General features: G+C 29.8%; 21 protein-coding genes, 4 tRNA genes and 1 pseudogene. 21 read left to right on the top strand and 5 right to left on the bottom strand.

Annotation, left to right across the window (positions count from 1 at the left end; translation table 11 throughout):
* The first annotated feature begins 3 nt into the window (after positions 1-3).
* The 10 genes from dnaB to DWX74_RS08385 all read left to right on the top strand — a co-directional run bounded on the left by dnaB (position 4) and on the right by DWX74_RS08385 (position 6,361).
* A complete protein-coding gene (gene dnaB / locus DWX74_RS08430; RefSeq protein ID WP_118549580.1) occupies positions 4-1,332 on the top strand; it encodes a replicative DNA helicase in 1,329 nt (442 codons plus the stop codon).
* A gap of 259 nt (positions 1,333-1,591) precedes the next feature.
* Positions 1,592-1,667 (top strand) — tRNA-Lys (locus tag DWX74_RS08425).
* 6 nt (positions 1,668-1,673) lie between these two features.
* Positions 1,674-1,748: transfer RNA gene (locus DWX74_RS08420), tRNA-Glu, on the top strand.
* Between the two features lie 24 nt (positions 1,749-1,772).
* Positions 1,773-1,848 (top strand) — tRNA-Val (locus tag DWX74_RS08415).
* Positions 1,849-1,862: 14 nt separating this feature from the next.
* Positions 1,863-1,938 (top strand) — tRNA-Thr (locus DWX74_RS08410).
* A 410-nt stretch (positions 1,939-2,348) separates the two neighbouring features.
* The gene (gene rpsD, locus DWX74_RS08405) at positions 2,349-2,945 is read left to right on the top strand and encodes a 30S ribosomal protein S4 (RefSeq protein WP_118549579.1); all 597 of its coding nucleotides are present in this window, start codon (positions 2,349-2,351) and stop codon (positions 2,943-2,945) included.
* A 96-nt stretch (positions 2,946-3,041) separates the two neighbouring features.
* Positions 3,042-3,719, top strand: coding sequence for a metal-dependent hydrolase (locus DWX74_RS08400; RefSeq protein WP_118549578.1), 678 nt, complete (start codon positions 3,042-3,044; stop codon positions 3,717-3,719).
* A gap of 320 nt (positions 3,720-4,039) precedes the next feature.
* Positions 4,040-4,456 carry a DUF4418 family protein gene (locus DWX74_RS08395; protein ID WP_118549577.1) on the top strand — a complete coding sequence of 139 codons (417 nt, stop codon included), beginning with the start codon at positions 4,040-4,042 and terminating at the stop codon, positions 4,454-4,456.
* A gap of 18 nt (positions 4,457-4,474) precedes the next feature.
* Positions 4,475-5,701, top strand: coding sequence for an ABC transporter permease (locus tag DWX74_RS08390; RefSeq protein WP_118549576.1), 1,227 nt, complete (start codon positions 4,475-4,477; stop codon positions 5,699-5,701).
* Complete coding sequence (locus tag DWX74_RS08385; protein WP_118549575.1) at positions 5,702-6,361, top strand: ABC transporter ATP-binding protein; 660 nt, start codon at positions 5,702-5,704, stop codon at positions 6,359-6,361.
* Positions 6,362-6,432: 71 nt separating this feature from the next.
* Here the strand turns inward: DWX74_RS08385 and DWX74_RS08380 are convergent, their stop codons facing one another.
* A complete protein-coding gene (locus DWX74_RS08380) occupies positions 6,433-7,419 on the bottom strand; it encodes an ATP-binding protein (RefSeq protein ID WP_118549574.1) in 987 nt (328 codons plus the stop codon).
* Between the two features lie 27 nt (positions 7,420-7,446).
* Positions 7,447-8,541, bottom strand: coding sequence for a DnaD domain protein (locus DWX74_RS08375; protein ID WP_118549573.1), 1,095 nt, complete (start codon positions 8,539-8,541; stop codon positions 7,447-7,449).
* Between the two features lie 231 nt (positions 8,542-8,772).
* On the opposite strand from DWX74_RS08375, the gene DWX74_RS08370 reads away from it, so the two are divergent.
* Together DWX74_RS08370 and DWX74_RS08365 are read left to right on the top strand one after the other, a co-directional pair.
* Positions 8,773-9,165 carry a hypothetical protein gene (locus DWX74_RS08370; protein ID WP_118549572.1) on the top strand — a complete coding sequence of 131 codons (393 nt, stop codon included), beginning with the start codon at positions 8,773-8,775 and terminating at the stop codon, positions 9,163-9,165.
* 177 nt (positions 9,166-9,342) lie between these two features.
* A complete protein-coding gene (locus DWX74_RS08365) occupies positions 9,343-9,801 on the top strand; it encodes an NfeD family protein (protein ID WP_118549571.1) in 459 nt (152 codons plus the stop codon).
* A 53-nt stretch (positions 9,802-9,854) separates the two neighbouring features.
* On the opposite strand, the gene lepB is transcribed toward DWX74_RS08365, so the two are convergent.
* From lepB to DWX74_RS08350, 3 genes are all read right to left on the bottom strand, one after another.
* On the bottom strand, positions 9,855-10,373 hold the full coding sequence (gene lepB, locus DWX74_RS08360) for a signal peptidase I (protein WP_118549570.1): 519 nt from the start codon (positions 10,371-10,373) through the stop codon (positions 9,855-9,857).
* An 86-nt stretch (positions 10,374-10,459) separates the two neighbouring features.
* Positions 10,460-11,155: an ATP-binding protein gene (locus tag DWX74_RS11090; RefSeq protein ID WP_158573252.1), complete on the bottom strand. Its 696-nt coding sequence runs from the start codon at positions 11,153-11,155 to the stop codon at positions 10,460-10,462.
* A gap of 569 nt (positions 11,156-11,724) precedes the next feature.
* Positions 11,725-12,429: a LytR/AlgR family response regulator transcription factor gene (locus DWX74_RS08350; RefSeq protein ID WP_118549568.1), complete on the bottom strand. Its 705-nt coding sequence runs from the start codon at positions 12,427-12,429 to the stop codon at positions 11,725-11,727.
* A gap of 206 nt (positions 12,430-12,635) precedes the next feature.
* Here DWX74_RS08350 and DWX74_RS08345 point away from each other — a divergent pair, with 206 nt between their 5' ends.
* The 9 genes and pseudogenes from DWX74_RS08345 (at position 12,636) to ant(6) (ending at position 22,596) form a co-directional block, all read left to right on the top strand.
* Positions 12,636-13,439, top strand: a complete 804-nt coding sequence (locus DWX74_RS08345) for an MBL fold metallo-hydrolase (protein ID WP_006440991.1) — start codon at positions 12,636-12,638, stop codon at positions 13,437-13,439.
* Between the two features lie 20 nt (positions 13,440-13,459).
* Entirely contained in the window at positions 13,460-13,939 is a 480-nt protein-coding gene (gene rlmH / locus DWX74_RS08340; protein ID WP_006440992.1) for a 23S rRNA (pseudouridine(1915)-N(3))-methyltransferase RlmH, read from the top strand.
* Positions 13,940-14,091: 152 nt separating this feature from the next.
* Positions 14,092-14,961, top strand: a complete 870-nt coding sequence (locus tag DWX74_RS08335) for an AraC family transcriptional regulator (RefSeq protein ID WP_006440993.1) — start codon at positions 14,092-14,094, stop codon at positions 14,959-14,961.
* Positions 14,962-15,957: 996 nt separating this feature from the next.
* Complete coding sequence (tetA(P), locus tag DWX74_RS08330) at positions 15,958-17,220, top strand: tetracycline efflux MFS transporter TetA(P) (protein ID WP_118549567.1); 1,263 nt, start codon at positions 15,958-15,960, stop codon at positions 17,218-17,220.
* Positions 17,204-18,451 (top strand): annotated as a pseudogene (gene tetB(P) / locus DWX74_RS08325) (tetracycline resistance ribosomal protection protein TetB(P)); the annotation flags it as partial. The gene tetA(P) and the pseudogene tetB(P), both read left to right, overlap by 17 nt.
* A 110-nt stretch (positions 18,452-18,561) precedes the next feature.
* Complete coding sequence (locus tag DWX74_RS08320) at positions 18,562-18,912, top strand: VOC family protein (RefSeq protein WP_009300545.1); 351 nt, start codon at positions 18,562-18,564, stop codon at positions 18,910-18,912.
* 12 nt (positions 18,913-18,924) lie between these two features.
* Positions 18,925-19,452 carry a PadR family transcriptional regulator gene (locus DWX74_RS08315; RefSeq protein ID WP_118549566.1) on the top strand — a complete coding sequence of 176 codons (528 nt, stop codon included), beginning with the start codon at positions 18,925-18,927 and terminating at the stop codon, positions 19,450-19,452.
* A gap of 49 nt (positions 19,453-19,501) precedes the next feature.
* On the top strand, positions 19,502-21,424 hold the full coding sequence (tet(44), locus tag DWX74_RS08310; protein WP_118549565.1) for a tetracycline resistance ribosomal protection protein Tet(44): 1,923 nt from the start codon (positions 19,502-19,504) through the stop codon (positions 21,422-21,424).
* A 320-nt stretch (positions 21,425-21,744) separates the two neighbouring features.
* The gene (gene ant(6), locus DWX74_RS08305; protein ID WP_024388621.1) at positions 21,745-22,596 is read left to right on the top strand and encodes an aminoglycoside 6-adenylyltransferase; all 852 of its coding nucleotides are present in this window, start codon (positions 21,745-21,747) and stop codon (positions 22,594-22,596) included.
* Positions 22,597-22,763 lie beyond the last annotated feature (167 nt).

Genomic DNA, 22,763 nt, shown 5'->3' with positions numbered 1-22,763 from the left:
GAAATGGGAGATATAACCAGAATACCACCTCATAGTGTCGAATCAGAGCAGTCTATTTTAGGTTCAATACTGCTTGATAAAGACGCTATAATAACAGTAGCGGAGACAATTACTCCGAGCGACTTCTATAAAGATGCTCATAGAGTTATATACGAAAGTATGATGGCTCTTAATAATAAAAATGAACCTATTGATATGGTAACATTAACAGATGAGCTTAGAAAAAGAGGCTACCTAGATGATATAGGTGGTGTAACATACTTAACAAGTTTATCTACAATAGTTCCTACAACATCAAATGTAAAATACTATGCAGACATAGTAAAAGAAAAATCAGTACTTCGCCAGCTTATAAAAGCTTCTAACGACATAATAAATTTAGGCTATGGAAGTGGAGAAAGCGCTGAGAATGTATTAGATTTTGCGGAAAAGAAAATATTTGATATTTCTCAGGAAAGAACAAATGATGATTTTAAGCCGATAAATCAAGTTCTTATGGATACATACGATATGATAGAGTCTATATACTCTAATAAGAGCGATGTAACTGGAGTAACTACAGGGTTTAAGGATTTAAACAAAAAGATAAATGGACTACAGAGAACAGACTTAATACTAGTGGCAGCAAGACCTGCTATGGGTAAAACTGCATTTGCACTTAACTTAGTACAAAATGCAGCTATAAAAGGAAATGCTTCAGTTGCTGTATTCAGTTTGGAAATGTCTAAGGAGCAGCTTGCTCAGAGAATGATTGCAGCTCAGTCAAATGTAGAGCTTAAGAAAATGAAAACAGGTACATTAAACGATGCAGACTGGCCTAGGATAATAAGTGCAATGGCGGTTATGTCAGATGCAAAAATATTTATAGATGATACACCAGGTATAAAGATAAATGAACTTAGATCTAAGTGTAGAAAACTAAAAATGGAGCAGGGACTTGATTTAGTTATGATAGACTACCTTCAGCTTATGGAAAGTGATTCTAAGAATGAAAGTAGACAGCAAGAGATATCAAAAATATCTAGATCTCTAAAAATATTAGCAAAAGAATTAGATTGCCCTGTTGTTGCATTATCACAGTTATCTAGAGCACCTGAACAGAGAGCAGATCATAGACCAGTTCTTTCGGATTTAAGGGAATCTGGGGCGATAGAGCAGGATGCGGATATAGTAATGTTCCTTTATAGAGATGAATATTATCATTCAGATTCAGAGAAAAAAGACTTAGCAGAAGTAATAATTGCTAAAAATAGACATGGAGAAACAGGTTCTGTTGAGCTTGTTTGGATGGGTTCTATACAGCGTTTTGGCGATAAAGTTAAAGATTTATAATTTTTTATATCCACAGAATATAGGTTCGTAAGCCTTGAATTCTGTGGATATTTTTTTAATTTATATAAGGAATGTTGAAAAATAAACAAATAAGATATCAACAATATCCACAAGTGAATTGTTGATAAGTGTTGATAACTTTTTTGAATAAATTTATGCAAAAAAAATTAAAAAAAGTGTTGACGAGAAGGGTCATTATAGATATAATATTACTTGTGGTTGAGGGAACACATTAAAAACCTTCAAAAATACAGGATGTGGTCTATTAGCTCAGTCGGTAGAGCACTTGACTTTTAATCAAGGTGTCCCGCGTTCGAATCGCGGATAGATCACCACTTCAAGGCCCGTTGGTCAAGCGGTTAAGACACCACCCTTTCACGGTGGTAACAGGGGTTCGATTCCCCTACGGGTCACCATCTTTTTTATTAATATTTTAGTGTGGGGTTATAGCTCAGCTGGGAGAGCATCTGCCTTACAAGCAGGGGGTCACAGGTTCGAGCCCTGTTAACCCCACCATTAAAACTGAACACGCTGGTGTGGCTCAATTGGTAGAGCAGCTGACTTGTAATCAGCAGGTTGTAGGTTCGAGTCCTATCACCAGCTCCATATATACTTTAAATCTGGATGCTTAGGCCGGATTTTTTTTTACCCATTTTTAAATAATTTTGTTATTGAGAAAATTAAACAACTAAATGGAAATGACAATCATTTACAGCTATATAAAGGTGTGGTATTATAATAATTAGGAAAGCAAATACCCCCATTTGTCTGCAGGGGATGAGTATATAAATTAGCACTTTATATATTGCCATTAGTATTTGTGCCGATTAAAAACACACTACTTCTTAAAATAGATACTATCGTATTTTTTACGGTGGTATCTTTTTTTTTGGAAATTGAGAAAAAAGATAAATTAATGCTAATGAAAATCATTTACAGAGAAAAGAGATATATGATATATTATATTCAGGCTTAAAAATTATCGCGGCAAAATTTAATTTTTAAGGAGAAGAAAAATGGCAAAAATGATGGGACCAAGATTCAAACAGTGTAGAAGACTTGGATTAAATGTATGTGGACATCCAAAAGCAATGGATAGAGCAGAAAGAGGAACTTCAAGAGCGGATAAGAAATTATCTCCATATGGAACACAGCTACTTGAAAAACAGAGATTAAAAGCTTACTATGGTGTACTAGAAAAGCAGTTTGCAAACTATGTACACAAAGCAGAAAAATCAAAGGAGTCAACAGGTACTGTACTTGTTCAGCTATTAGAATGTAGATTAGACAATATAGTATACAGACTAGGGCTTGCATCTTCCATAAGACAAGCACGTCAGATGGTTGTACATGGTCATATTTTGGTTAATGGTAAAAAAGTAGACAGACCTTCTTTTGCTTTAAATGTAGGCGATGTAGTATCTTTGAGAGAAAAATCTCAGTCTAATGCAATGTTTAAAGAGAATTTTGAAAACAGCGAATTAAACACACTTCCTTATATCGAAAAAAATATGGAAAAATTCTCTGGTACGCTAATTAAAAGGCCTGAAAGAAATGAAATACCAATAGAGATTAACGAAATCCTAGTGGTAGAGTACTACTCAAAATTATAATCATTCTACAAATGGAGGATATCGCATATGTATTTATGCGATGTCCTTCTTTTTTGTGATATAATGAAAAAAATATTAATTATTGGAGGATAGGTTATGAAAGTTACATTTTTAGGTCATTCAGTAGTATTAATAGAAAAAGATGGATTTAAAGCAATTGTAGATCCATTTATAACAGGAAATGGACTATGTCCAATAAAAGCCGAAGAATTAAATGATTTGACTCATATATTTATAACACATGGACATTCAGACCATATGGGAGATTGTATTGAGCTTGCTAAAAAATGTGATGCTACAGTAATTGCAAATCATGAGATAGCTCACTACTTAACTAAAAAAGGATTAGATGTACATTCTATGCATATCGGTGGAAAATTTAATTTTGATTTTGGAACAGTAAAAATGACTCCAGCGCTTCATGGTTCAGGAATAGAAGAGGGAGATGATATGCTTTATGGAGGAAATCCTTGTGGTTTTTTAATAGAAATAGATGGCAAAAAAATATACCATGCTGGAGATACAGGACTTACAATGGATATGAAACTTCTTGAAGATGAGCATATTGACTTAGCATTTCTTCCAATAGGTGGTAACTTTACAATGGATGTAAAAGATGCAGCAAGAGCATGTGAATTTATCAAACCAGATAGAGTAGTACCAATGCACTACGATACTTTTGATTTAATAAAAGCAGATCCTAAAAAATTCAAAAAAAGAGCAGAGTATGTAGAGGTAGTTATATTAAATCCTGAAGATTCTGTAATATTATAAATAAAAAAAGACATCGCGATATTTTATGTGATGTCTTTTTTTGTACATTGATTCATATAGTAAATATAGAAAATAATTATAAATTTCTTGCTGATTTAGTATAACTTATTAATTAAGTTGTTATCTAGGTAAGATAAGTATAAAAAAGTAAAATTTAGAATTTATAGAAAAAAAGAAAGCAAATCATTTAGTAATTAGAGTTAAATGATTATAGAAAAAAATAATAAATTTTATTTATATATAAAAAAAAACGATTGTACATTTAAAAATGTTTATGCTAACATAATAAAGATGTTAAATATTAAATGAGGTGAGAAAAAATGGAAAGCAAAAAAAGTATGATTATTGCAGTTATTGAAGCAATTCACGCGATAGCGTTGATATTAACTGTAAAAGTATTTGCGCCGGTTTGTATAGGTATGGTGGAAACAGCAGCTGGTAAGCAGATACCAATGAGATGCCACTATACAAGTCAGGCACTAGTATTTTTAGGAATTATTCTTCTTGTAAATGCACTTGTATATGCGGTTAGAAAAGATGCTGTTACAAGTGGAGTAATAGCAGCTGTAGCTTCTATATTAGCTATATTATCATTAAGCTCTACATTAGGTATGGGAGTTTGTATGAATCCAGAAATGGCTTGTAACTTTACAGCTCCAATAGTTAAAGTTATAGGAGCAATAGGGGTACTAATAGGAATAGTTTCTATATACTTAGGAATAAAAAGTTCAAAATAATATTTAAGAGGATTAAAGATGAAAAAGGATAAAAAACTAAGTACACTGAACATGGCTGTTCAGAATTTAAAAGCAAAAAAATTACGTACTGGGTTCATGATGTTCTTTGTAATATTAATGTCAGCTACTGTATTTTTCAGTACAGTTTTAATGAGCAATCTTAAACGGGGAATTAAAAACACAACTGAAAGAGCTGGAGCAGATATGATAGTTATACCAAACAAAGGTACTGAAGATATAAGAGATTCACTATTTGCAGGAACACCATGCTCTGTTTTCTTTGATAAATCATGGGAAAAAGAAGTAGCAAAGGTTAAAGGCGTTGAAAGAGTATCAGCTCAGATATACGCAGGTACACTTTCTGCTTCATGTTGTGATCTTCCAGTACAGATGATAGTATTCAATCCAGAAACTGACTTCGTTGTTCAACCATGGTTAAAAGATCAGGACGCAGTTAAACTTAAAAAGGGAGAAATTCTAGTTGGAAATAGGGTCCAGGCTGAACCTGGAGAAAAATTAAGACTTTACGCTACAGAATTTGATGTTGCAAGAAAATTAGAAAGAACAGGTATGGGGTACGATATTTCTGTATTTATGACATTTGATACATTCTGCAAGCTTAAAGACTCAGAAACAGCTAGAGCAAATCTTCCGATGGATGACATAGAAAATAAAATATCTATGCTTATGGTTGATACAGACAATAACTTAGAAGGTATAGATTTCTTCAACTTGAAAAAAGACATAGAAAATGCTGGAACAAGTGGAGAAGAAATTTATATAGGTACAGCTGACGAGCTACTAAGTGGAATATCAGAACAGGTTAAAAACCTATCTGGATACGGAAATATTTTAATTTATATTTCTCTAATATCAACTTGTCTAGCATTAATAAGTATATTTGTTCTTACAATAAATGAAAGAAGATACGAATTTGGCGTGCTATATGCACTTGGAGCTAGAAAGAAACAGATGAGAAATATAATCTTATCTGAAGCACTTATAATAAGTGGAATAGGTGGTGTAGTAGGAACACTACTAACATACAGCCTAATAACAGTATTTAAAGATGTTATAAGTATAAGGCTGAACATACCATTCTTAGATGTAGGATTTGCAAATACTATGCCGATTGCGCTTTTATGTATTGCAATAGCACTTATAACTGGTATTGTTGCAGCAATATGTTCATCTTATCAGATTAGTAAAGGTGAAGTATATCGTTTACTTAGGGAGAATGAATAAATGATTGAAGTAAAGAACCTAACAAAGAAATTTACAAGAAACTCAACAGAGTTTGATGCAGTTCACGATGTATCACTTGAAGTAAAAAGTGGTGAATTTGCAGCTATAATAGGGCACTCTGGAAGTGGTAAAACAACACTTTTCAATATGATAGCAGGTCTAATAAGCCCTACTTCAGGAAAAGTATTCATAGATGGTGAAGAAATTACAGTTATGGAAGAAAATGAAAAAGCTGTATTTAGAAATAATAATATGGGATATGTTCTACAGGGACAGAGCTTACTTAGCAATTTCACAATCTTAGATAATATATGCATGCCTGCATATTTATCTCCAAATGTAGATGATTTTAAAGATAGAGCTTTAGAATTATTAAAGCAGATTGGACTAGAAGAATTTGCAAATGAGTACCCATCAAACCTTTCAGGTGGTGAAATTCGTAGGGTTTCTATAGTTCGTGCAATGATAAATAATCCAAAAGTTATAGTTGCCGACGAGCCTACAAGTAACCTAGACCCTGAAAACTCAAAAAAAGTTATGCAGATGCTAAGTGATATAAGTAAGTCTGGAACTACTGTATTACTAAGTACTCATGAATTAGAATATTTAAGCTACGTTGATACTGTATTTAAAATGGATCATGGAGTTTTAGAAGTATAATAAAAAAGCTGTCGTAAAATCAATTACGGCAGCTTTTTTCTATTTAAAGATTTTAATAAATTTTAAATTATCTACACTTCCCATCTCAAGTCGTTTCCTAAGAATTCTAAAATTCTAAAGTTACCAACAATTCTAGAGAAGGTTCTCTGAGAATATAACTCAACTATTTTGCTAGAGTCCAAATTTGTAGATATGATAATCTTCTTGCCGGCAAGAAGTCTAGTATTAACTATATTAAAAATCTCTCCACTAGAGAATGAGTTATTTAATTCTGTCCCTAAATCGTCTATAATTAACAAATCACAGTCGAAAAGATTTTTATAGTTTTCGTCGTTGATTCTAGAATCCTCATCTTTTCTAAACTTATAGTTTTCTAAAATCTCAAGTATTCTAAATGCAGTCTGGTATATAACACTGTAACCTTGATCTAGCAAAGCTTTGGCGATACAGTTGCACATGTATGTTTTTCCTAACCCTGTTGCACCATGGAAAAATAGATTTGAATTGTTGTCTTGCGCAAACTCATTAACAAAAGAATCGCATACAGATAAAATCTTCAGTATATTTTGCTTTGGAGATATATTCTTTCCTTCAATTATCTCATCAGAGAATATACTCAAATCAAAGTTATCGAAGTTTTCTTTTTCTAAAACTCTACTTAAATTTGACATTTTATAGGCTTCGTTTATTATTGCCTGTTTAAGACAAGTACATTTCTTACCTCCACCTAAAAATCCGGTATCCTTACATTTTGGACAGCTGTACTGCATTTCAAGGTAGTTTTCTGGTATTCCATTTTCGGCTAAAATCTGTTTTTTTCGATTAACAAGTTCTTCCATTTCACGCTTACATTCATAGACGATTTCTTCTCTTGCCTTAGTGTCTTTTAAAACAGCCTTTGTAAGTCTAAGACCAGACATGGAAATTTCATCATCTATTTTCTTTATTTCAGGAAGAGATTCATAAATAGACTGTTTTCTTTTTTCTAGTTTTTCTTCATTATCATCTCTTTTTCTTTGATATTTTAAGAGAATATCTCTAATTTTTTCCTCTTTCATACAAATTCATCCTTTCTAAAGATAAAGCTACTTAAATTTCTTTTCCTGGCTTTTTCTAATTTTCTCTTCAAGTTGCTCAGGAGTGTACTTAGTAACAGTTTCTTCAAAGTTTTTAAATTTATTATAGCTTGTAGGAGCTTTTGATGTAGTTTTAGCATATGAGCGAGTGACCTTTTTGCTGTTTTGCTCCTTTTGTTTTTCAAGTTCTTTTTCTTTTTCCTTCCGCTTAAACTCTTCAACGGCTTTAAGCTCGGCAAGTGTGTGTATTTCTTCATTTGCCCAGTTTTTGACTATTCCGTTTATATATGAGATAGAAGGAGTGGTAACATTTTTAGATTTTGAACAAGCCTCTAAAACTAGCTCAATATCGGCATTATATACGTCAAACCAAGTATCCATTGCCTCTTTTTCGGCGCGAGTAGGCTCTCTTCTAAATCCAAGCTCATTGAAAACAATGCGGTACATTGAATATCTCTGACTTCTTTCAGCAAAACTATCCTCAACATCTTTAACTGTATAAAGGTTAGAATCGTACCAATTCCTAATAATAGCTTCGACGTATTTTAAAGGTTTAACAGCACCAGTCTGATCTTTTGCGTGCTGATATGCACATATAATCATATCATCACTCATATTATACTTATCCATAATTTCCATTATAGATATTTTTTCTGTAGCTTCTAAATATCTACCTATAATTTTGTTTATCTCATTAAACATTTTACGTACTTTAGGATTTGAATTTCTATCTACTACACCATCTGCACTAGATGAAACAGATTCCTTTGGTTTAGACGTATTTCTTAGATAAAGAGCATCCAAATCCATAAACTCTACAGAAAAATTAAACTCATCGTCCAAATCTTCAGAGTGTATCTTTATAAGCCCTGCACTTTCCCAAAATTTCCAAGCATTGACTACATCAGAAAGTGGGATGTTTAGATTTTGGGCGATTGATGAATTGTCAAAACGTGGATTAGAGTGGATGTCTGTGGCCATTCTATAACCAAGTAAATATACCTTAACAGCTAATCCATCAGCCATCGGCATAAATATATCGATAAAAACATTGGATATTATAGTCGATCCAAAGTTAGTTGCATTTTCTTCTATAAAAAACATTACATCACCTCAAGAATAATTATATCATACAAAAAAGAAACGCATAGAATAATGTTAATTGGAAATAATAAAAAATATTGAGATTTTACAAACTTAAAATGTAAATAAAAAATTATATTTTGCAAGTTATACCAATAAAATAGCAAGCTGTACCAAGTGTATTGTTTTTAAAAATATATGGAATATAATGAAATTAAAGAAGAAGATAGAGATACATAGGGGGTGTATAAAATGAAGGAAAGAAGAAAAATAGATTTATTTGGAGCAATAACAATGTTGGTAATTTCTATGGCTGCATTCTATTTAAAGAATAGTGTAGGAGCAGAAATGATAGGATTACCTTTAGAAAGTTTTGTATATGTAGGAATAGGAATTTTCATTTTAGGTTTAATCTACACAATAATGGAAACAAAGATGCAACTTCCTTACTTCTACGGAAGAAGCCAAAGTGGTGGTTCTAACGCCAATTCATTTGTAGTTATGGGTATTGGAGCAGGATTAATAGGAAGTAGTATAGCAAGTGCAGTTGTTATAACTCTTGTTCTTATAGCTGTAGCTGTAGCGATTAGAATGTTTATGGATAAGAGATACAAAGAGAAGAATGAAATAAGGTCAAAAAATTGAAATAAAAGTGTGTTGTTATATTTGGAAAAGTACCTATAGAGTAGATGATTATATCTATATCTGTAGGTGCTTTTTTATATGAATTTAAAAGAACTGAGATTAATTTTTTAGAAACATATTAACTATAGTAACTGATATTATATAATTAAGTTAATAAATGGAGTGAGGTGAAACACTATGCAGGAATCAATAACGGAAATAATTAGAGTATGCGTAGGTTCTTTTTTAGTAATATACGGATACGTTATGTCGATAATAGAGAGGTATTTAGGGATGCCATTTTTTGGATCAAGATATCAACCAAAAGGAGTAATTAATGGATTTGTTGCTACACTTGCTGGTGCAGTTTTAATGTCTATAACCGTTCAGAGATTTTTCTTAATAGGTTTACCTTTAATTGTGATAAATGGGCTGCTTCAAAAGATAATACACGAGCATTTAAAAAAGAAAGCAAAACATTTTATCGGAAAAGAAGGGAAAGCTACAACAGATATGAAGAGAAAGTGCAAGGGATTTGTAGATTTCAATGGAGAAAGAGCTAAAGTTTTTCCAGAGGAAGAGGATATACAAGTAGGTGAAATGGTATATGTATCGGATGTAGATGGAAGTATGATTATGGTAAAAAAATTAAAATAAAGAAGGTGTCATTGTATAGATTTAAAATCTGTATAATGACACCTTTTATTTTTCTAGAAAGTAGTTATCTTATTAAAAGGAAATAACCTAATAACAACTTTTCCTAATATATCAGATTTATTTATTGTCCCTAAAGATATTGCTCGGCTATCCTGACTTTCAAGCCTATTATCTCCCATAACAAAAACTTCATTTTCTGGAACAATAATATCAACTGATCCGTCTGTATATGAATCTTTTATATAGTTTTCATTTAACTTTTTATCATTTAAATATACAGAACCATTTTTTATAACAATATGGTCGTTAGGTAATCCAATTACTCTTTTTACAATTTTTTTACTTTTACCATCATCAGATAGATTGTCAGTTTCAGCAACTATAATATCGCCTTTTGAAGGATATGTAATCTTATAGCCTAGTTTAGAAACTATTAAATAATTTCCATCTTCAAGAGTAGGCAACATAGAACGCCCATCAACAACAACAGGTTGTATAACTACAGATACTAACAAAGCAATTATTATTGCTGTTAAAATAGTTTTAATCCATTCTTTAACTGTATTTTTCATAGTTTTTTATTCCTACCTATTAAAAAGTTTATAATTAATTATACAATATATTATAATATTAATATATATTTTTAGGATAATTTATATTATGGTATAGGAATTAGAATTTTAGCAGAGAACACATCTTTATCATATTCAATAACAAGCTCTCCATCGTATTTATCTAAAGTTCTCTTAACACTCTTTAATCCCAATCCATGTAGAGATTTATTTTTCTTAGTAGTATTTAAATTATCACCTGTGGAACTAATCTCGCCATTTGTAGTATTTGTAAGTTTCACGACAAACAACGAATCTATAGCGATTCCCCTAAGAATTATACTTGTTTCCTTGTTTTTAATCTTCAAACATGACTCAATAGCATTATCTAAAAGGTTTGAAAAAATAGTACAAATATCCTCGTCCTCAATAAATCCACATTTTTTGAAATTAATATCACAGATAAATTTAATCCTATTCTGTAGACATATAGTATTTTTCTCGTGCAGCAAAGTATCTAAAATAACATTACCTGTATTAAACTTATTGCTGTACTCGTCTAAAAGCAGCTCTACTTTTTCTATATATTCATCAGACTTATGATCATCACTATACTTCATGCAGATTATATGATTTTTCATATCGTGGTATAACTCACGAGATTTTTCCTGATTTTTATGCAGCATATCCATATAGAAGTCCTGTTTTTTGTTCTTAGAATTAAAGAATATTACAAGCAAAACTGAAAAATTAGCTACAACTATCAAAAGCAAAGTTAAAATAAAAATATTGGAATTACCCAAAGAATTTTTGCTCCTTAATTCATTCATTACATTAGCCAAAATGAAAAAATAAACTGTGTTAGTAGCCACTGGAACTACAAGATAGTTTATGTATTTTTTCCAAGAACCTTTGTTTTTATACAGATACTTATACGATAGAAAAATGTATATATAAAAGCATAGAATTAGGATAATTTTTTCAACTAATATAGAAATATATTGGTAATTGTTTTGGCTTATTACTCCTTCAAAGAACATAAAATCGTAAATACTATCTGTAATTTTAAACCCTATGTAATATGTAATCATTAAAAAAGTCCAATATAAAGCAGAAATTAAAAAGCTTTTTAATGGTTTAATATCATATTCTATACTAGAGAATATAAACGAAAGAGCAGCTATAACCACAAATATTATATTTGGACTTACACCTAAATAAAAGCTAGTTGATATTACAACTACGGTTATTACAAAGGGAAGATAGTATAAATTTATTCTCTTTGAAGAAAGAGAGTCGTAAACCTTCTTTTGCAGAAATACATCGATAACAAATGAAAAAAGACTTATCACTTGAAGAATTGTTAATGTTTTTAGCATAGGAAATCTCCAAGATGAGAGGCTAAAGCAATTTTAAACTCTTTGTACTTAGGTCTACTAATAGGAATTTTGAAATCCTTGATAGTTACAAAATGTTGGTCTATATGGCTAACCTTATCTAAATTTACAAGATAGCTATTATGACACTTGAAGAAATTCTTTCCGTTTAACATATCCTCTAGGCTTTTTAGACTCATCTTTATCGAATATTTCTCTGATTCTGTGTATATAGTAATCTCTTTTCTAATAACCTCGACATATAAAATATCATCTGTATTTAAAACTATCATATCCGATTTATTTTTTAGGCAGATTTTTTTATTTCTGCTATTTAACTCATTTATACATAGTTCAAGATAATTAAATAATAGATTTTTATCTATTGGCTTTAGAAGGTATCTAAAAGCTCTGACTTCATAAGCTTCAAATACATATTCTTGAAGTGCAGTAGTAAAAATTATCTCTACATTTTTATCGATTTCACGAATTTTTCTAGCAGTATCCATTCCAGATAATTTACTCATTTTTATATCTAAGAAAATAATATCTGTATCTTTATAATCGCTTAGAAGTTCTTCTCCAGATGAAAATTTTTGGATAGAGTAATCTATATTTATGCTATTTAATTTTTCTTTAATCATTTTTTCTAGTTCGTCAGCTTGAATTTTTTCATCCTCACATATTGAAATATTAAGCATAACTCTCTCCTTAAAAAATTAATTCTTCTTTACTAATTATATCATTTGTAGACTAAAGATGGTATTATGTATAGATATCAAATGAAGTAAAATATAAGGGATAAAATTTTTCAAAAATGGGTATAAATAAAAGGCAAAACAAGCGAGCAAAAAAGTTGTAAAATTGGTATAATAAATAGGCGTGGAAAAAGATGAGAGGTGAGTAAATGATAAAATATTGTTCAGTTGGCAGCGGAAGTTGTGGTAACTGTCATTTTGTTGGATATAAAGATACAAATATTTTAATAGATGCAGGACTTAGTGGAAAGAGAATAACGGATGGGATAAAGGATATTGGAGAAAATCCAGACAACCTAAAAGGAATATTTATCACACATGAGCATATAGATCATATTCGTGGAGCAGGAATAGTTTCAAGAAAATTTAATATACCTATATTTGCAAATGTGGAAACATGGAGAGCTATGAAGGACAAGCTTGGAAAGATAGAGAGCAGCAATATGGTAGTATTTGAAAATGATAAAAACTATGCTATTGGTGATATAATAATAAGACCTTTTTCAATAGAGCACGATGCTGCAAACCCTGTTGGATACAATCTTTGTGCAAAGGGTGGAAGTGAAAAAATGTCGATAGCTACAGATATAGGGACAATAACTGAAAATGTTAGAAAAAATCTGTATAAGTCTAAATTAGTTGTCCTTGAGTCTAATTACGATAAGAATATGCTTTTAGCAGGTTCATATTCTTATGCATTAAAGAGAAGGGTAATGTCTGAGGTAGGACATCTTTCTAATGATGAGGCTGGAAAATTCTGTGTGGACTTAATAAAGAATGGAACGGAGAGAATTCTTTTAGCACATTTGAGCAAAGAAAATAACTTCCCTGAATTGGCTTACGAAACATCAAAGGGAATACTTACTCAGAATAATTTTATCGTTGGACAGGATATAAAATTGGATGTACTTTTAAGAAATGATATTTCTGATGTGTACAAGGTAAATCCTTAATTTAAAAGGAAGGTAATAGTATGAATATAAATGTAATCGGAGTAGGAAAGATTAAAGAAAAATATTTAAAGCTAGGGATAGATGAGTTTAAAAAGAGATTATCAAAATACTGTAAGCTAGATATAATCGAGCTTGATGACGAAAAAGCTCCAGAAAAACTTAGCGAAAAAGAGATGATAATGGTTAAGGAAAAAGAGGGTAAAAAGATACTTTCTAAGATAAAAGACACTAGCTACGTAATTGCACTTGCAATAGATGGTAAAAATCTATCTTCTGAGGAACTTGCTGATAAGATGAGTGATTTAGCAGTTAGAGGAAACAGCAATATTACTTTTGTAATAGGTGGATCACTTGGGCTTTCTGATGAGGTGCTAGATAGAGCAGATTATAAGTTATCTTTTTCTAAGATGACATTCCCACACCAGCTTATGAGATTGATTCTTTTGGAGCAGGTGTATAGAGCGTATAGAATAAATAATAATGAACCGTATCACAAGTAAGGTAGCGCGGATGATAAGAGTAAAAATTTAGATATATAATTTAGATCTTAGTTATACTTAAAAAATAATTAGTACGATAATATATGTATAGATAATATCGATAAAAGTATATTACTAAAAATTATAATTGTTAGTATGAGGAGTGATTATACATGGATATGCTTACCAATTTCAATAAAGTTATGGAGTATATAGAAATGCATTTAGAAGAAGAAATAGACTTTAATATGGTTTCAAAGATTGCAGGAGTATCTGAGTATCATTTTAGAAAGATGTTTTCGTATCTTTCAGGTATGACACTTTCGAGCTATATAAGAAAAAGAAGGCTATCTAAAGCAAGTTTTGATTTAATGCAAAAAGATATAAAAATAATTGATATAGCTATAAAATATGGATATGATTCAGCAGATGGATTTAGTAGGGCATTTAAAGAATGGTTTGGTGTGAATCCTTCAGAGATTAAAGATGCTAAGAATCTTAAAGTATTTCCTTGTATGACTTTTCAATTAACTATTAAAGGAGGAAGTAATATGAATTATCGTATTGAAAAAAAAGAAGCTTTTAAATTAGTAGGAGTTAAAGGTCAAGTTCCTATTGTGTTTGAAGGTATAAATCAAGAAATAATGAAAATAGCACAAAGTATAACAGAAGAACAAAGAAAATTATTACAATCATATAGAAATGAAGATGTTAAAACTGTTGTTAACGCTTCATTTGATTTTGATGATAAAAGGTATGAAGAAAAAGGTAACTTAAATCACTTAATTGGATCTATAACTACTCTAGATATAGATTTTGGTGAATTTGATGTTGTAGAAGTTCCTGCTTGTACTTGGGCAATTTTTTCTTGTAAAGGACCATTTCCAACTGTATTTCAAGATACATGGGGAAAAATTTTATCTGAATGGTTGCCATCTTCAAATTATGAATTAATAAACGTTCCAGAAATATCTTTCAATAGAGATATGTCAGATATGCAAAATGTTTATAGCGAAATTTGGATTGGGGTAAAAGAAAAGTAATTAGAACTGAAATTTTATTCTATATCACAGTTAAAGGTACCTTGAATAATTTAAGGTGCCTTTTGATACTTATTTAGAATAACTATTAAGGAACCGTATCACAAGTAAGTGCGAACTTTACCAAAATTGGATATATAAATGAAAGGTAGGTCTGCTTTAATTCTGCAATGAAACTCACAAAAATCTAAAATTTGAATTTTTGTAGGTTATTGTAGTTTTATTCATAGGTTCTTCGTTTTTCACCTATTTCAGCAAATTAGAATTTGTTTTTTCTAATCTATAGTATTGAAAGAAATTGTAAAACATTCCACAAATATATTTTTTATATTCATTTCAGATTTAGGTTAAAGTTAGTAGTTATTCTTTTGTGTATATAAGTTATTTGAAGTAATAAAGTTTCAATTGAATTTGGATAAATATGAATATAAAAGTATTGAAAAAAAATAAAAGTTTATATATAATGTAATTATACTAAAATATAAACATGAAAAATATAAATGTAAAGGAGATGTAAATATGCGCAAAGAGGTAGTTTTTAACTAAACTAACTGAATAAGGATTATTTTAAAAAGTATATGAAAAAAATCTTGGATAACTCAAGGTTTATTTGTGGTAGAAACAATTATTAATAATATTGATATTACCATGTCTATTTGTGTACTCTAAAAATAATCAGTATTATAATGAGCATATTACATCTTTATTTGAAGAATAGGAAAACTGTGTTCTAAACACGGTATTTTTATGCCTATTTTTACTATATTTATAGATATGATATAAGACTTTAATTTGCATAGCTTAATCATAAGTTATATAAATTAAAGTTGTATATTTCATGTTTATATTTAGGTTATATAATTATGAGGCTGTAAGTGAATTATGTTCACTTACAGCTTTTTTTATTTAAGGAGATTATTTTGATGATTTATATATTTAAATATGAAGATTATGAAAAACAAATAAATTTTTTTAAAAATACTAGGATGGTGATTATTAATGGTTAATAAACTTTCAGCATATAAAACTTATTTATTATTTTCAGCTATTACAGCAATGTGTTTTTCACTAGTAGCTACAGTTATGATAGTGTATCACATTGAAACGGTGCATTTAAATCCACTTCAGCTTATACTTGTTGGAACTACTTTAGAAGTAGCATGCTTTATATTTGAAATTCCTACAGGAATAGTTGCAGATGTGTACAGTCGTAAACTATCTATTGTTATTGGTGTAGTTTTAACAGGAGTGGGATTTATTTTAGAAGGTTCTATTTCTAGTTTCGTTTTCGTACTTGTAGCACAGATTGTATGGGGATTAGGTTCTACTTTTATTAGTGGATCTGTTGAAGCTTGGATTGCAGAAGAAGAGAAAGATAAAGATTTGGATAAAATTTATATAAAGGGAGCACAAGCAGGACAGATAGGATTGGTTATTGGAATAGTACTAAGCACTGTAATAGCTAATTTATCTGTAAGACTACCTATTATAGTTAGTGGAGTCTTATTTATAATTCTTGCATTATTTTTATGGTTATATATGCCAGAAAATAATTTTAAATCATCTGCTCCAGAGGATTTAAATACTTTTAAAAAGATGGGATATACCTTTAAATCTGGTCTTAAATTTATAAAAAATAAACCTATAATTATAATTTTGCTTTCAGTAACTTTATTTTATGGATTATCCAGTGAAGGTTATGATAGACTTTCTAATATGCATTTTTTACAAGATACTATGCTTCCTAAACTTGGAAACCTTAAACCAGTGACTTGGTTCGGAATTTTTGGAATTGCAGGAATGATATTGAGTGCTATAGTAATGCATTTTATGGAAAAGAAGCTTAAGGATGATGATAAGAATAAAAATGGAAAGCTGTTATTATGTATAAATATATTTTATATATCATTTATGTTCATATTTGCTATTACAAAAAGATTTAACTTAATGCTAATAGCTTATTTAGCGACAAGTACCTTTAGAACTATAAATGAACCTATATTTAGTGCATGGCTTAATGGACATATAGATGACAAGGCCAGATCTACTGTACTTTCTATAAATGGACAAATAAATTCCTTAGGTCAAATTTTAGGTGGACCAATTATAGGAATCATAGCTACAAATATTTCAGTGAGTATGGGTATAGCATGTACTTCGTTATTAGTAACACCGGTATTAGTGTTATATATTGTTGCTATGATAATGGATAAAAAGGTGGTTGATAGAGTTGGAGGTATTGATTATGAAGAAAATAATTAATATAGGAATCGTAGCACACGTGGATGCAGGAAAAACAACTATAACAGAAAACTTATTATATTATAGTGGAGCTATAAAATCAGTTGGAAGAGTTGATTTAGGCAATACACAGACGGATTCTATGGAGCTTGAGCGTAAGAGAGGGATTACCATTAAATCATCAACCATATCTTTTAATTGGAATAATGTCAAGGTTAATATTGTTGATACTCCAGGACATGTGGATTTTATTTCGGAAGTTGAACGTTCATTAAGTGTTTTAGATGGAGCGATACTAGTTATATCAGGAGTAGAGGGTATTCAGTCACAAACAAGAATATTATTTGAGACATTAAAGGAGTTAAACATTCCAACAATAATTTTTGTAAATAAGCTAGATAGAATTGGGGCAAATTTCAATAAAGTATTTGAAGATATAAAGAAGAATATGTCCAATAAAGTAGTTAGATTACAAGAAGTATATGATGTAGGAAGCAAAGCTGTTTATATAAAAAAACTATTTGATACATGCATGATAAATGATGATGCTATTGATGTTTTATCAGACTTAGACGAAGCATTTTTAGAAAGATATATTGGTGGAATAGAACCTGATAAAGAAGAAATACAAGAAAAGCTTTCATTATATGCAAGTGAAGGAAGTCTATATCCAGTATTTTGTGGTGCGGCAGCAATTGGACTTGGAGTTGAAGACTTATTAGATGGAATTTGTAGTTATTTTCCATTTGCAGGTGATGATTGTGAAAGTGATTTATCTGGAGTAGTATTTAAAATCGAAAGAACAAGTAAAAATGAAAAGAAGGTTTATGTAAGATTATTTGGAGGAAAAATATCTGTAAGAGATAAAATTCAAGTACCTAATAAGGAGATAGCAGAAAAAGTAAAGAAAATTAATAGGTTAGAAAATGGGGGAGTTGTTGAAGCACAGAGGATAGAAGCAGGGGATATAGGTATTTTATATGGACTTACAAGTTTCCAAGTGGGAGATGTTATTGGAATTTCAAATGATAAAATTAAAAATATATCTATAGCTAAACCAGCATTAAAAACAACAATTTCTGCAATTGATAAAGAAAAAAATCCAGAGCTATTTAAAGCATTAACATTACTTGCAGAGGAAGATCCACTACTAGAATTAGAGATGAATGACATAGATAAAGAAATTTATGTCAACTTATTCGGTGAAGTTCAAATGGAAATACTAAGTTCCATGTTAGATGATTTATATGGGAATTATAAACGAATTAAATGCAATTATTTTTTTATTATTTATTGACATTTAATTATAACTACTATAAAATATAGTGGTATAGTTTGTAGTAGAAAGAAGGGCTTAAATATATGAAAAATTATGACAACTATTTTCTTCCTGTAGATAATATGGAAGAAGCAAAAAGATATTATGAGGAAATATTGGGGTTAAAAAAGAAATTTGATTTTTCTGATAAGGGAATGGTTGCTTATAATATTGGAAATGAAGAACCTGCAATAATTTTAAAAGACAAAAATAAATTTGAGAATTTAAAGCCTACAATATGGTTTGAAGTAGAAGATGTTGCAATCTTCTATAAAGAAATGTTGAATAATGGTATAAAATTTTTGAGTGAGCCTTTTAAAATTGGAACTGGTAATGCAGTCGAGTTTGAAGATCCATTTGGAAATAGACTTGGCGTTACAGATTATATTAAGTAAGGAGTAGAGATTATGTCAAATATAGATTTGGTATTATTAGGACTTATTAAACAAAAATCACAAAGTGCTTATGATATTAAAAAAAATATAGAATATCGTAATATACCAAGATGGGTAAAAATTAGTGAACAGTCTATTTATAAGAAAGTATTACAATTAGAATCAAAAGAATATATTGTTAGCCATAAAGAGAAAGAGGGAAATATGCCAGATAAAGCAATATATACTATTACTAACAAAGGTAATGATTATTTTAATAAACTTATGAATGATATTTCAAATTCTGATGTTAGTCTATATTTGGATTTTAATATTATTATCACGAATTTAGATTTAGTAGATGATGAACAAAAAAAGATTCTTGTTTCTAATATAAAATCAAAGATATTAGAATTAAAAGAATTACTAAATGAAAGACAATCTCATAGACAACATATTCCTAATGTTGGAAAACAAATGTTCAAACAACAATTAGCATTAGTAGAAACATTAGAAAAGTGGATAATTGATTTTGAGAATAGTTTAAAAGAACAAAATTAGCAAATATTGATTTTAAGTTAAAAGATAAATTTGTAGGGAGGGAAATTCAATGAAAATAATCAACATTGGTATTCTTGCTCATGTAGATGCAGGAAAGACAACTTTAACGGAAAGTCTGCTTTATACAAGTGGAGCGATTTTAGAATTAGGCAGTGTAGATAAGGGAACAACAAGGACAGATACTATGTTTTTAGAACGTCAGCGTGGAATCACAATTCAGGCAGCAGTTACTTCTTTTAATTGGAATGACTACAAAATCAATATTGTAGATACTCCTGGACATACAGATTTTATAACAGAAGTGTATCGTTCCTTATCTGTTCTTGATGGAGCTATTTTAGTAATTTCTGCTAAAGATGGTGTACAAGCACAAACCAGAATACTATTCCATGCACTTCAAAAAATGAATATACCAACAATTATTTTTATAAATAAAATAGATCAGGATGGAATTAACTTAAATAATATTTATCAAAATATCAAAGAAAAACTTTCAAATGATATTATTGTTATGCAAAATGTAACATTAACTCCAGAAATATCAATTAAAAATATTATTGATTTAGATGATTGGGATCCTGTAATTTCCAAAAATGATAAACTTTTAGAAAAATATATTGCAGGAGAAAAATTGACTATACAAGAATTAACGTATGAAGAATATAGGTGTGTTAAAAAAGGTTCGTTGTTTCCTATATACCATGGAAGTGCTAGAAATAATATAGGGACTCAACAACTCATCGAAGCTATTTCAAATCTTTTTTGTCCTGAAATGAATGAGAATGATTCAGAACTATGTGGAAGGGTTTTTAAAATTGAATATACAGACCATAAGCAAAGATTAGTTTATTTGCGTCTTTACAGTGGAACATTACACTTACGAGATACAATTATATTGCCAGAAAAAAAGAAAGTGAAACTTACAGAAATATATATTCCTTCAAATGGAGAAATGATACAGACAAAAACAGTTTGTTCTGGAGATATTTTTATTATACCTAACAATACATTAAGATTGAACGATATTATAGGAAATGAAAAGCTTTTGCCATGCAATGTATGGAATGACAAGACTGTACCAATACTACGAACAAGAATTGAACCGATAAAAATAGAAGAGAGAGAAAAATTATTGGATGCTCTTACAGAAATTGCAGATACTGATCCTCTTTTACGTTATTATGTTGATACGATAACACATGAAATCATCATTTCTTTTTTAGGAACAGTGCAGTTAGAAGTTATCTGTTCTCTGTTGATTGAAAAATATCACATAAACATAAGAATCGAAGATCCAACCGTAATTTATTTGGAAAAACCATTACAAAAGGCAGATTATACTATTCATATTGAAGTACCACCAAATCCATTTTGGGCATCGATTGGATTATCAATAACTCCACTTCCAATTGGCAGTGGAATACAGTACGAAAGCAAAGTTTCACTCGGTTATTTAAATCAAAGTTTCCAAAATGCAGTAAGAGAAGGTATTAATTATGGACTGGAGCAAGGTTTGTATGGTTGGGAAGTAACAGATTGTAAAATATGTTTTGAATATGGTGTTTATTATAGCCCTGTTAGTACTCCCTCGGATTTTCGCTTTCTTGCCCCAATTGTACTTGAACAAACATTGAAAAAAGCGGGAACGCAATTATTAGAGCCATATTGTTCGTTTATACTTTTTACACCACAGGGATACTTTTCTCGTGCATATAATGATGCACAAAAACATTGTGCAATAATTGAAACAAGTCAATCAAAAAATGATGAAGTTATTTTTACAGGACATATTCCTGTACGTTGTATTAATGAATATCGTAATACTTTAACTCTATATACAAATGGGCAAGCAGTTTTTTTGACAGAATTAAAAGATTATCAAATTGCTACTTGTGAACCAGTTATTCAATCACGCAGACCAAATAATCGAATAGATAAAGTACGCCATATGTTTAATAAAAAAGAAAATTAAGTTACTATTCGCTAAATTACAATTTGTTAAGTAGTTGATGATATGGATAAGTATTTAGAAATCAAAAAGATTTTTGTACTGTTTAGATGTGATTATGATAGAGAAAGGATGCTAATACAATTTGGTCTGTAAGCTATGATATTAAAAATAATAGCATTTATAGGATTGATGGAAATCCAAAAAGGAAAAAATATAAAATAGATACAAGGTTAAATTTAAAGAATAATTTTATGTTTAAGGTAAATCTAAGGCAATAGAAAATTTACTTTTTTCTGTTATAATATAAGTAATAATAATTTTAAAAGTGAGTTGATATGAAAATGAGAACAGAGAAACAAATATATGATACTATACTTAATTTTGCTAAAGCAGATGATAGAATTAGGGTGGTTACTTTAGAAGGTTCAAGAACAAATATTAATATTATACCAGATGATTTTCAAGATTATGATATTACTTTTTTTGTCACAGACATGCAGAGTTTTATTAATAGTGATGAGTGGCTTAATGTTTTTGGAGAGAGACTTATTATGCAAAAACCCGAGGATATGGAATTGTTTCCAAAAGAAGAAAAAGGGTATTCATATCTTATGTTATTTTGGGACGGAGTTAAAATAGATTTGACATTATTGCCATTAGAAGTTTTAGATGAATATTTTACTTGGGATAAATTAGTAAAATTATTATTAGATAAGGATAATCGTGTTACTAATATACCAGTACCTACAGATGAAGATTATTATATAGAACATCCGACAGCACGTTCTTTTGATGATTGCTGTAATGAATTTTGGAATACTGTAACATATGTAGTGAAAGGATTATGTCGAAAGGAAATTTTATTTGCAATCGACCATTTAAATAATATTGTGCGTATGGAATTACTGCGAATGATTTCATGGAAGGTTGGAATAGAGCAAGGTTATAGTTTTAGTCTAGGAAAAAACTATAAATTTTTAGAACGATATATTTCACCTGAATTATGGAAGAAAATTCTTGCTACATATAATATGGGGTCATATACAGAAATGTGGAAATCTTTAGAATTATGTATGGGAATTTTTAGAATGGTATCAAAAGAAGTGGCACAATGTTTAAATTATTTATATCCAGATTATGATAAAAATATTAGTAATTATGTTATAAGACAAAAAGAAAAATATCAAAGATAAAACATTTCTAACATTTGATGATAAAATAATTGGATATCAAAATTATAAAGAGGGCAACAAATTACAATTTATAGGGTAAAGATAATAGGAGCCGAAAGGCTCTTATTTTTGTGCCTTGAATTTATAATCTAAGTGCAACAAAAAAAGAACTCATATCATTTTCTTGG

This window comes from Peptoclostridium sp. AF21-18 (assembly GCF_003478825.1).
In the GTDB taxonomy this organism is placed as follows: Bacteria; Bacillota; Clostridia; order Peptostreptococcales; family Peptostreptococcaceae; genus Peptacetobacter.
This window is presented reverse-complemented; position numbering and strand designations above follow the sequence as displayed.

What these genes read in the sequence shown, in the direction of transcription:
- dnaB (WP_118549580.1), top strand. Translation starts at nt 4, where the DNA reads ATGGGAGATATAACCAGAATACCACCTCATAGTGTCGAATCAGAGCAG.
- rpsD (WP_118549579.1), top strand. Translation starts at nt 2,349, where the DNA reads ATGGCAAAAATGATGGGACCAAGATTCAAACAGTGTAGAAGACTTGGA.
- DWX74_RS08400 (WP_118549578.1), top strand. Translation starts at nt 3,042, where the DNA reads ATGAAAGTTACATTTTTAGGTCATTCAGTAGTATTAATAGAAAAAGAT.
- DWX74_RS08395 (WP_118549577.1), top strand. Translation starts at nt 4,040, where the DNA reads ATGGAAAGCAAAAAAAGTATGATTATTGCAGTTATTGAAGCAATTCAC.
- DWX74_RS08390 (WP_118549576.1), top strand. Translation starts at nt 4,475, where the DNA reads ATGAAAAAGGATAAAAAACTAAGTACACTGAACATGGCTGTTCAGAAT.
- DWX74_RS08385 (WP_118549575.1), top strand. Translation starts at nt 5,702, where the DNA reads ATGATTGAAGTAAAGAACCTAACAAAGAAATTTACAAGAAACTCAACA.
- DWX74_RS08380 (WP_118549574.1), bottom strand. Translation starts at nt 7,419, where the DNA reads ATGAAAGAGGAAAAAATTAGAGATATTCTCTTAAAATATCAAAGAAAA.
- DWX74_RS08375 (WP_118549573.1), bottom strand. Translation starts at nt 8,541, where the DNA reads ATGTTTTTTATAGAAGAAAATGCAACTAACTTTGGATCGACTATAATA.
- DWX74_RS08370 (WP_118549572.1), top strand. Translation starts at nt 8,773, where the DNA reads ATGAAGGAAAGAAGAAAAATAGATTTATTTGGAGCAATAACAATGTTG.
- DWX74_RS08365 (WP_118549571.1), top strand. Translation starts at nt 9,343, where the DNA reads ATGCAGGAATCAATAACGGAAATAATTAGAGTATGCGTAGGTTCTTTT.
- lepB (WP_118549570.1), bottom strand. Translation starts at nt 10,373, where the DNA reads ATGAAAAATACAGTTAAAGAATGGATTAAAACTATTTTAACAGCAATA.
- DWX74_RS08350 (WP_118549568.1), bottom strand. Translation starts at nt 12,429, where the DNA reads ATGCTTAATATTTCAATATGTGAGGATGAAAAAATTCAAGCTGACGAA.
- DWX74_RS08345 (WP_006440991.1), top strand. Translation starts at nt 12,636, where the DNA reads ATGATAAAATATTGTTCAGTTGGCAGCGGAAGTTGTGGTAACTGTCAT.
- rlmH (WP_006440992.1), top strand. Translation starts at nt 13,460, where the DNA reads ATGAATATAAATGTAATCGGAGTAGGAAAGATTAAAGAAAAATATTTA.
- DWX74_RS08335 (WP_006440993.1), top strand. Translation starts at nt 14,092, where the DNA reads ATGGATATGCTTACCAATTTCAATAAAGTTATGGAGTATATAGAAATG.
- DWX74_RS08320 (WP_009300545.1), top strand. Translation starts at nt 18,562, where the DNA reads ATGAAAAATTATGACAACTATTTTCTTCCTGTAGATAATATGGAAGAA.
- DWX74_RS08315 (WP_118549566.1), top strand. Translation starts at nt 18,925, where the DNA reads ATGTCAAATATAGATTTGGTATTATTAGGACTTATTAAACAAAAATCA.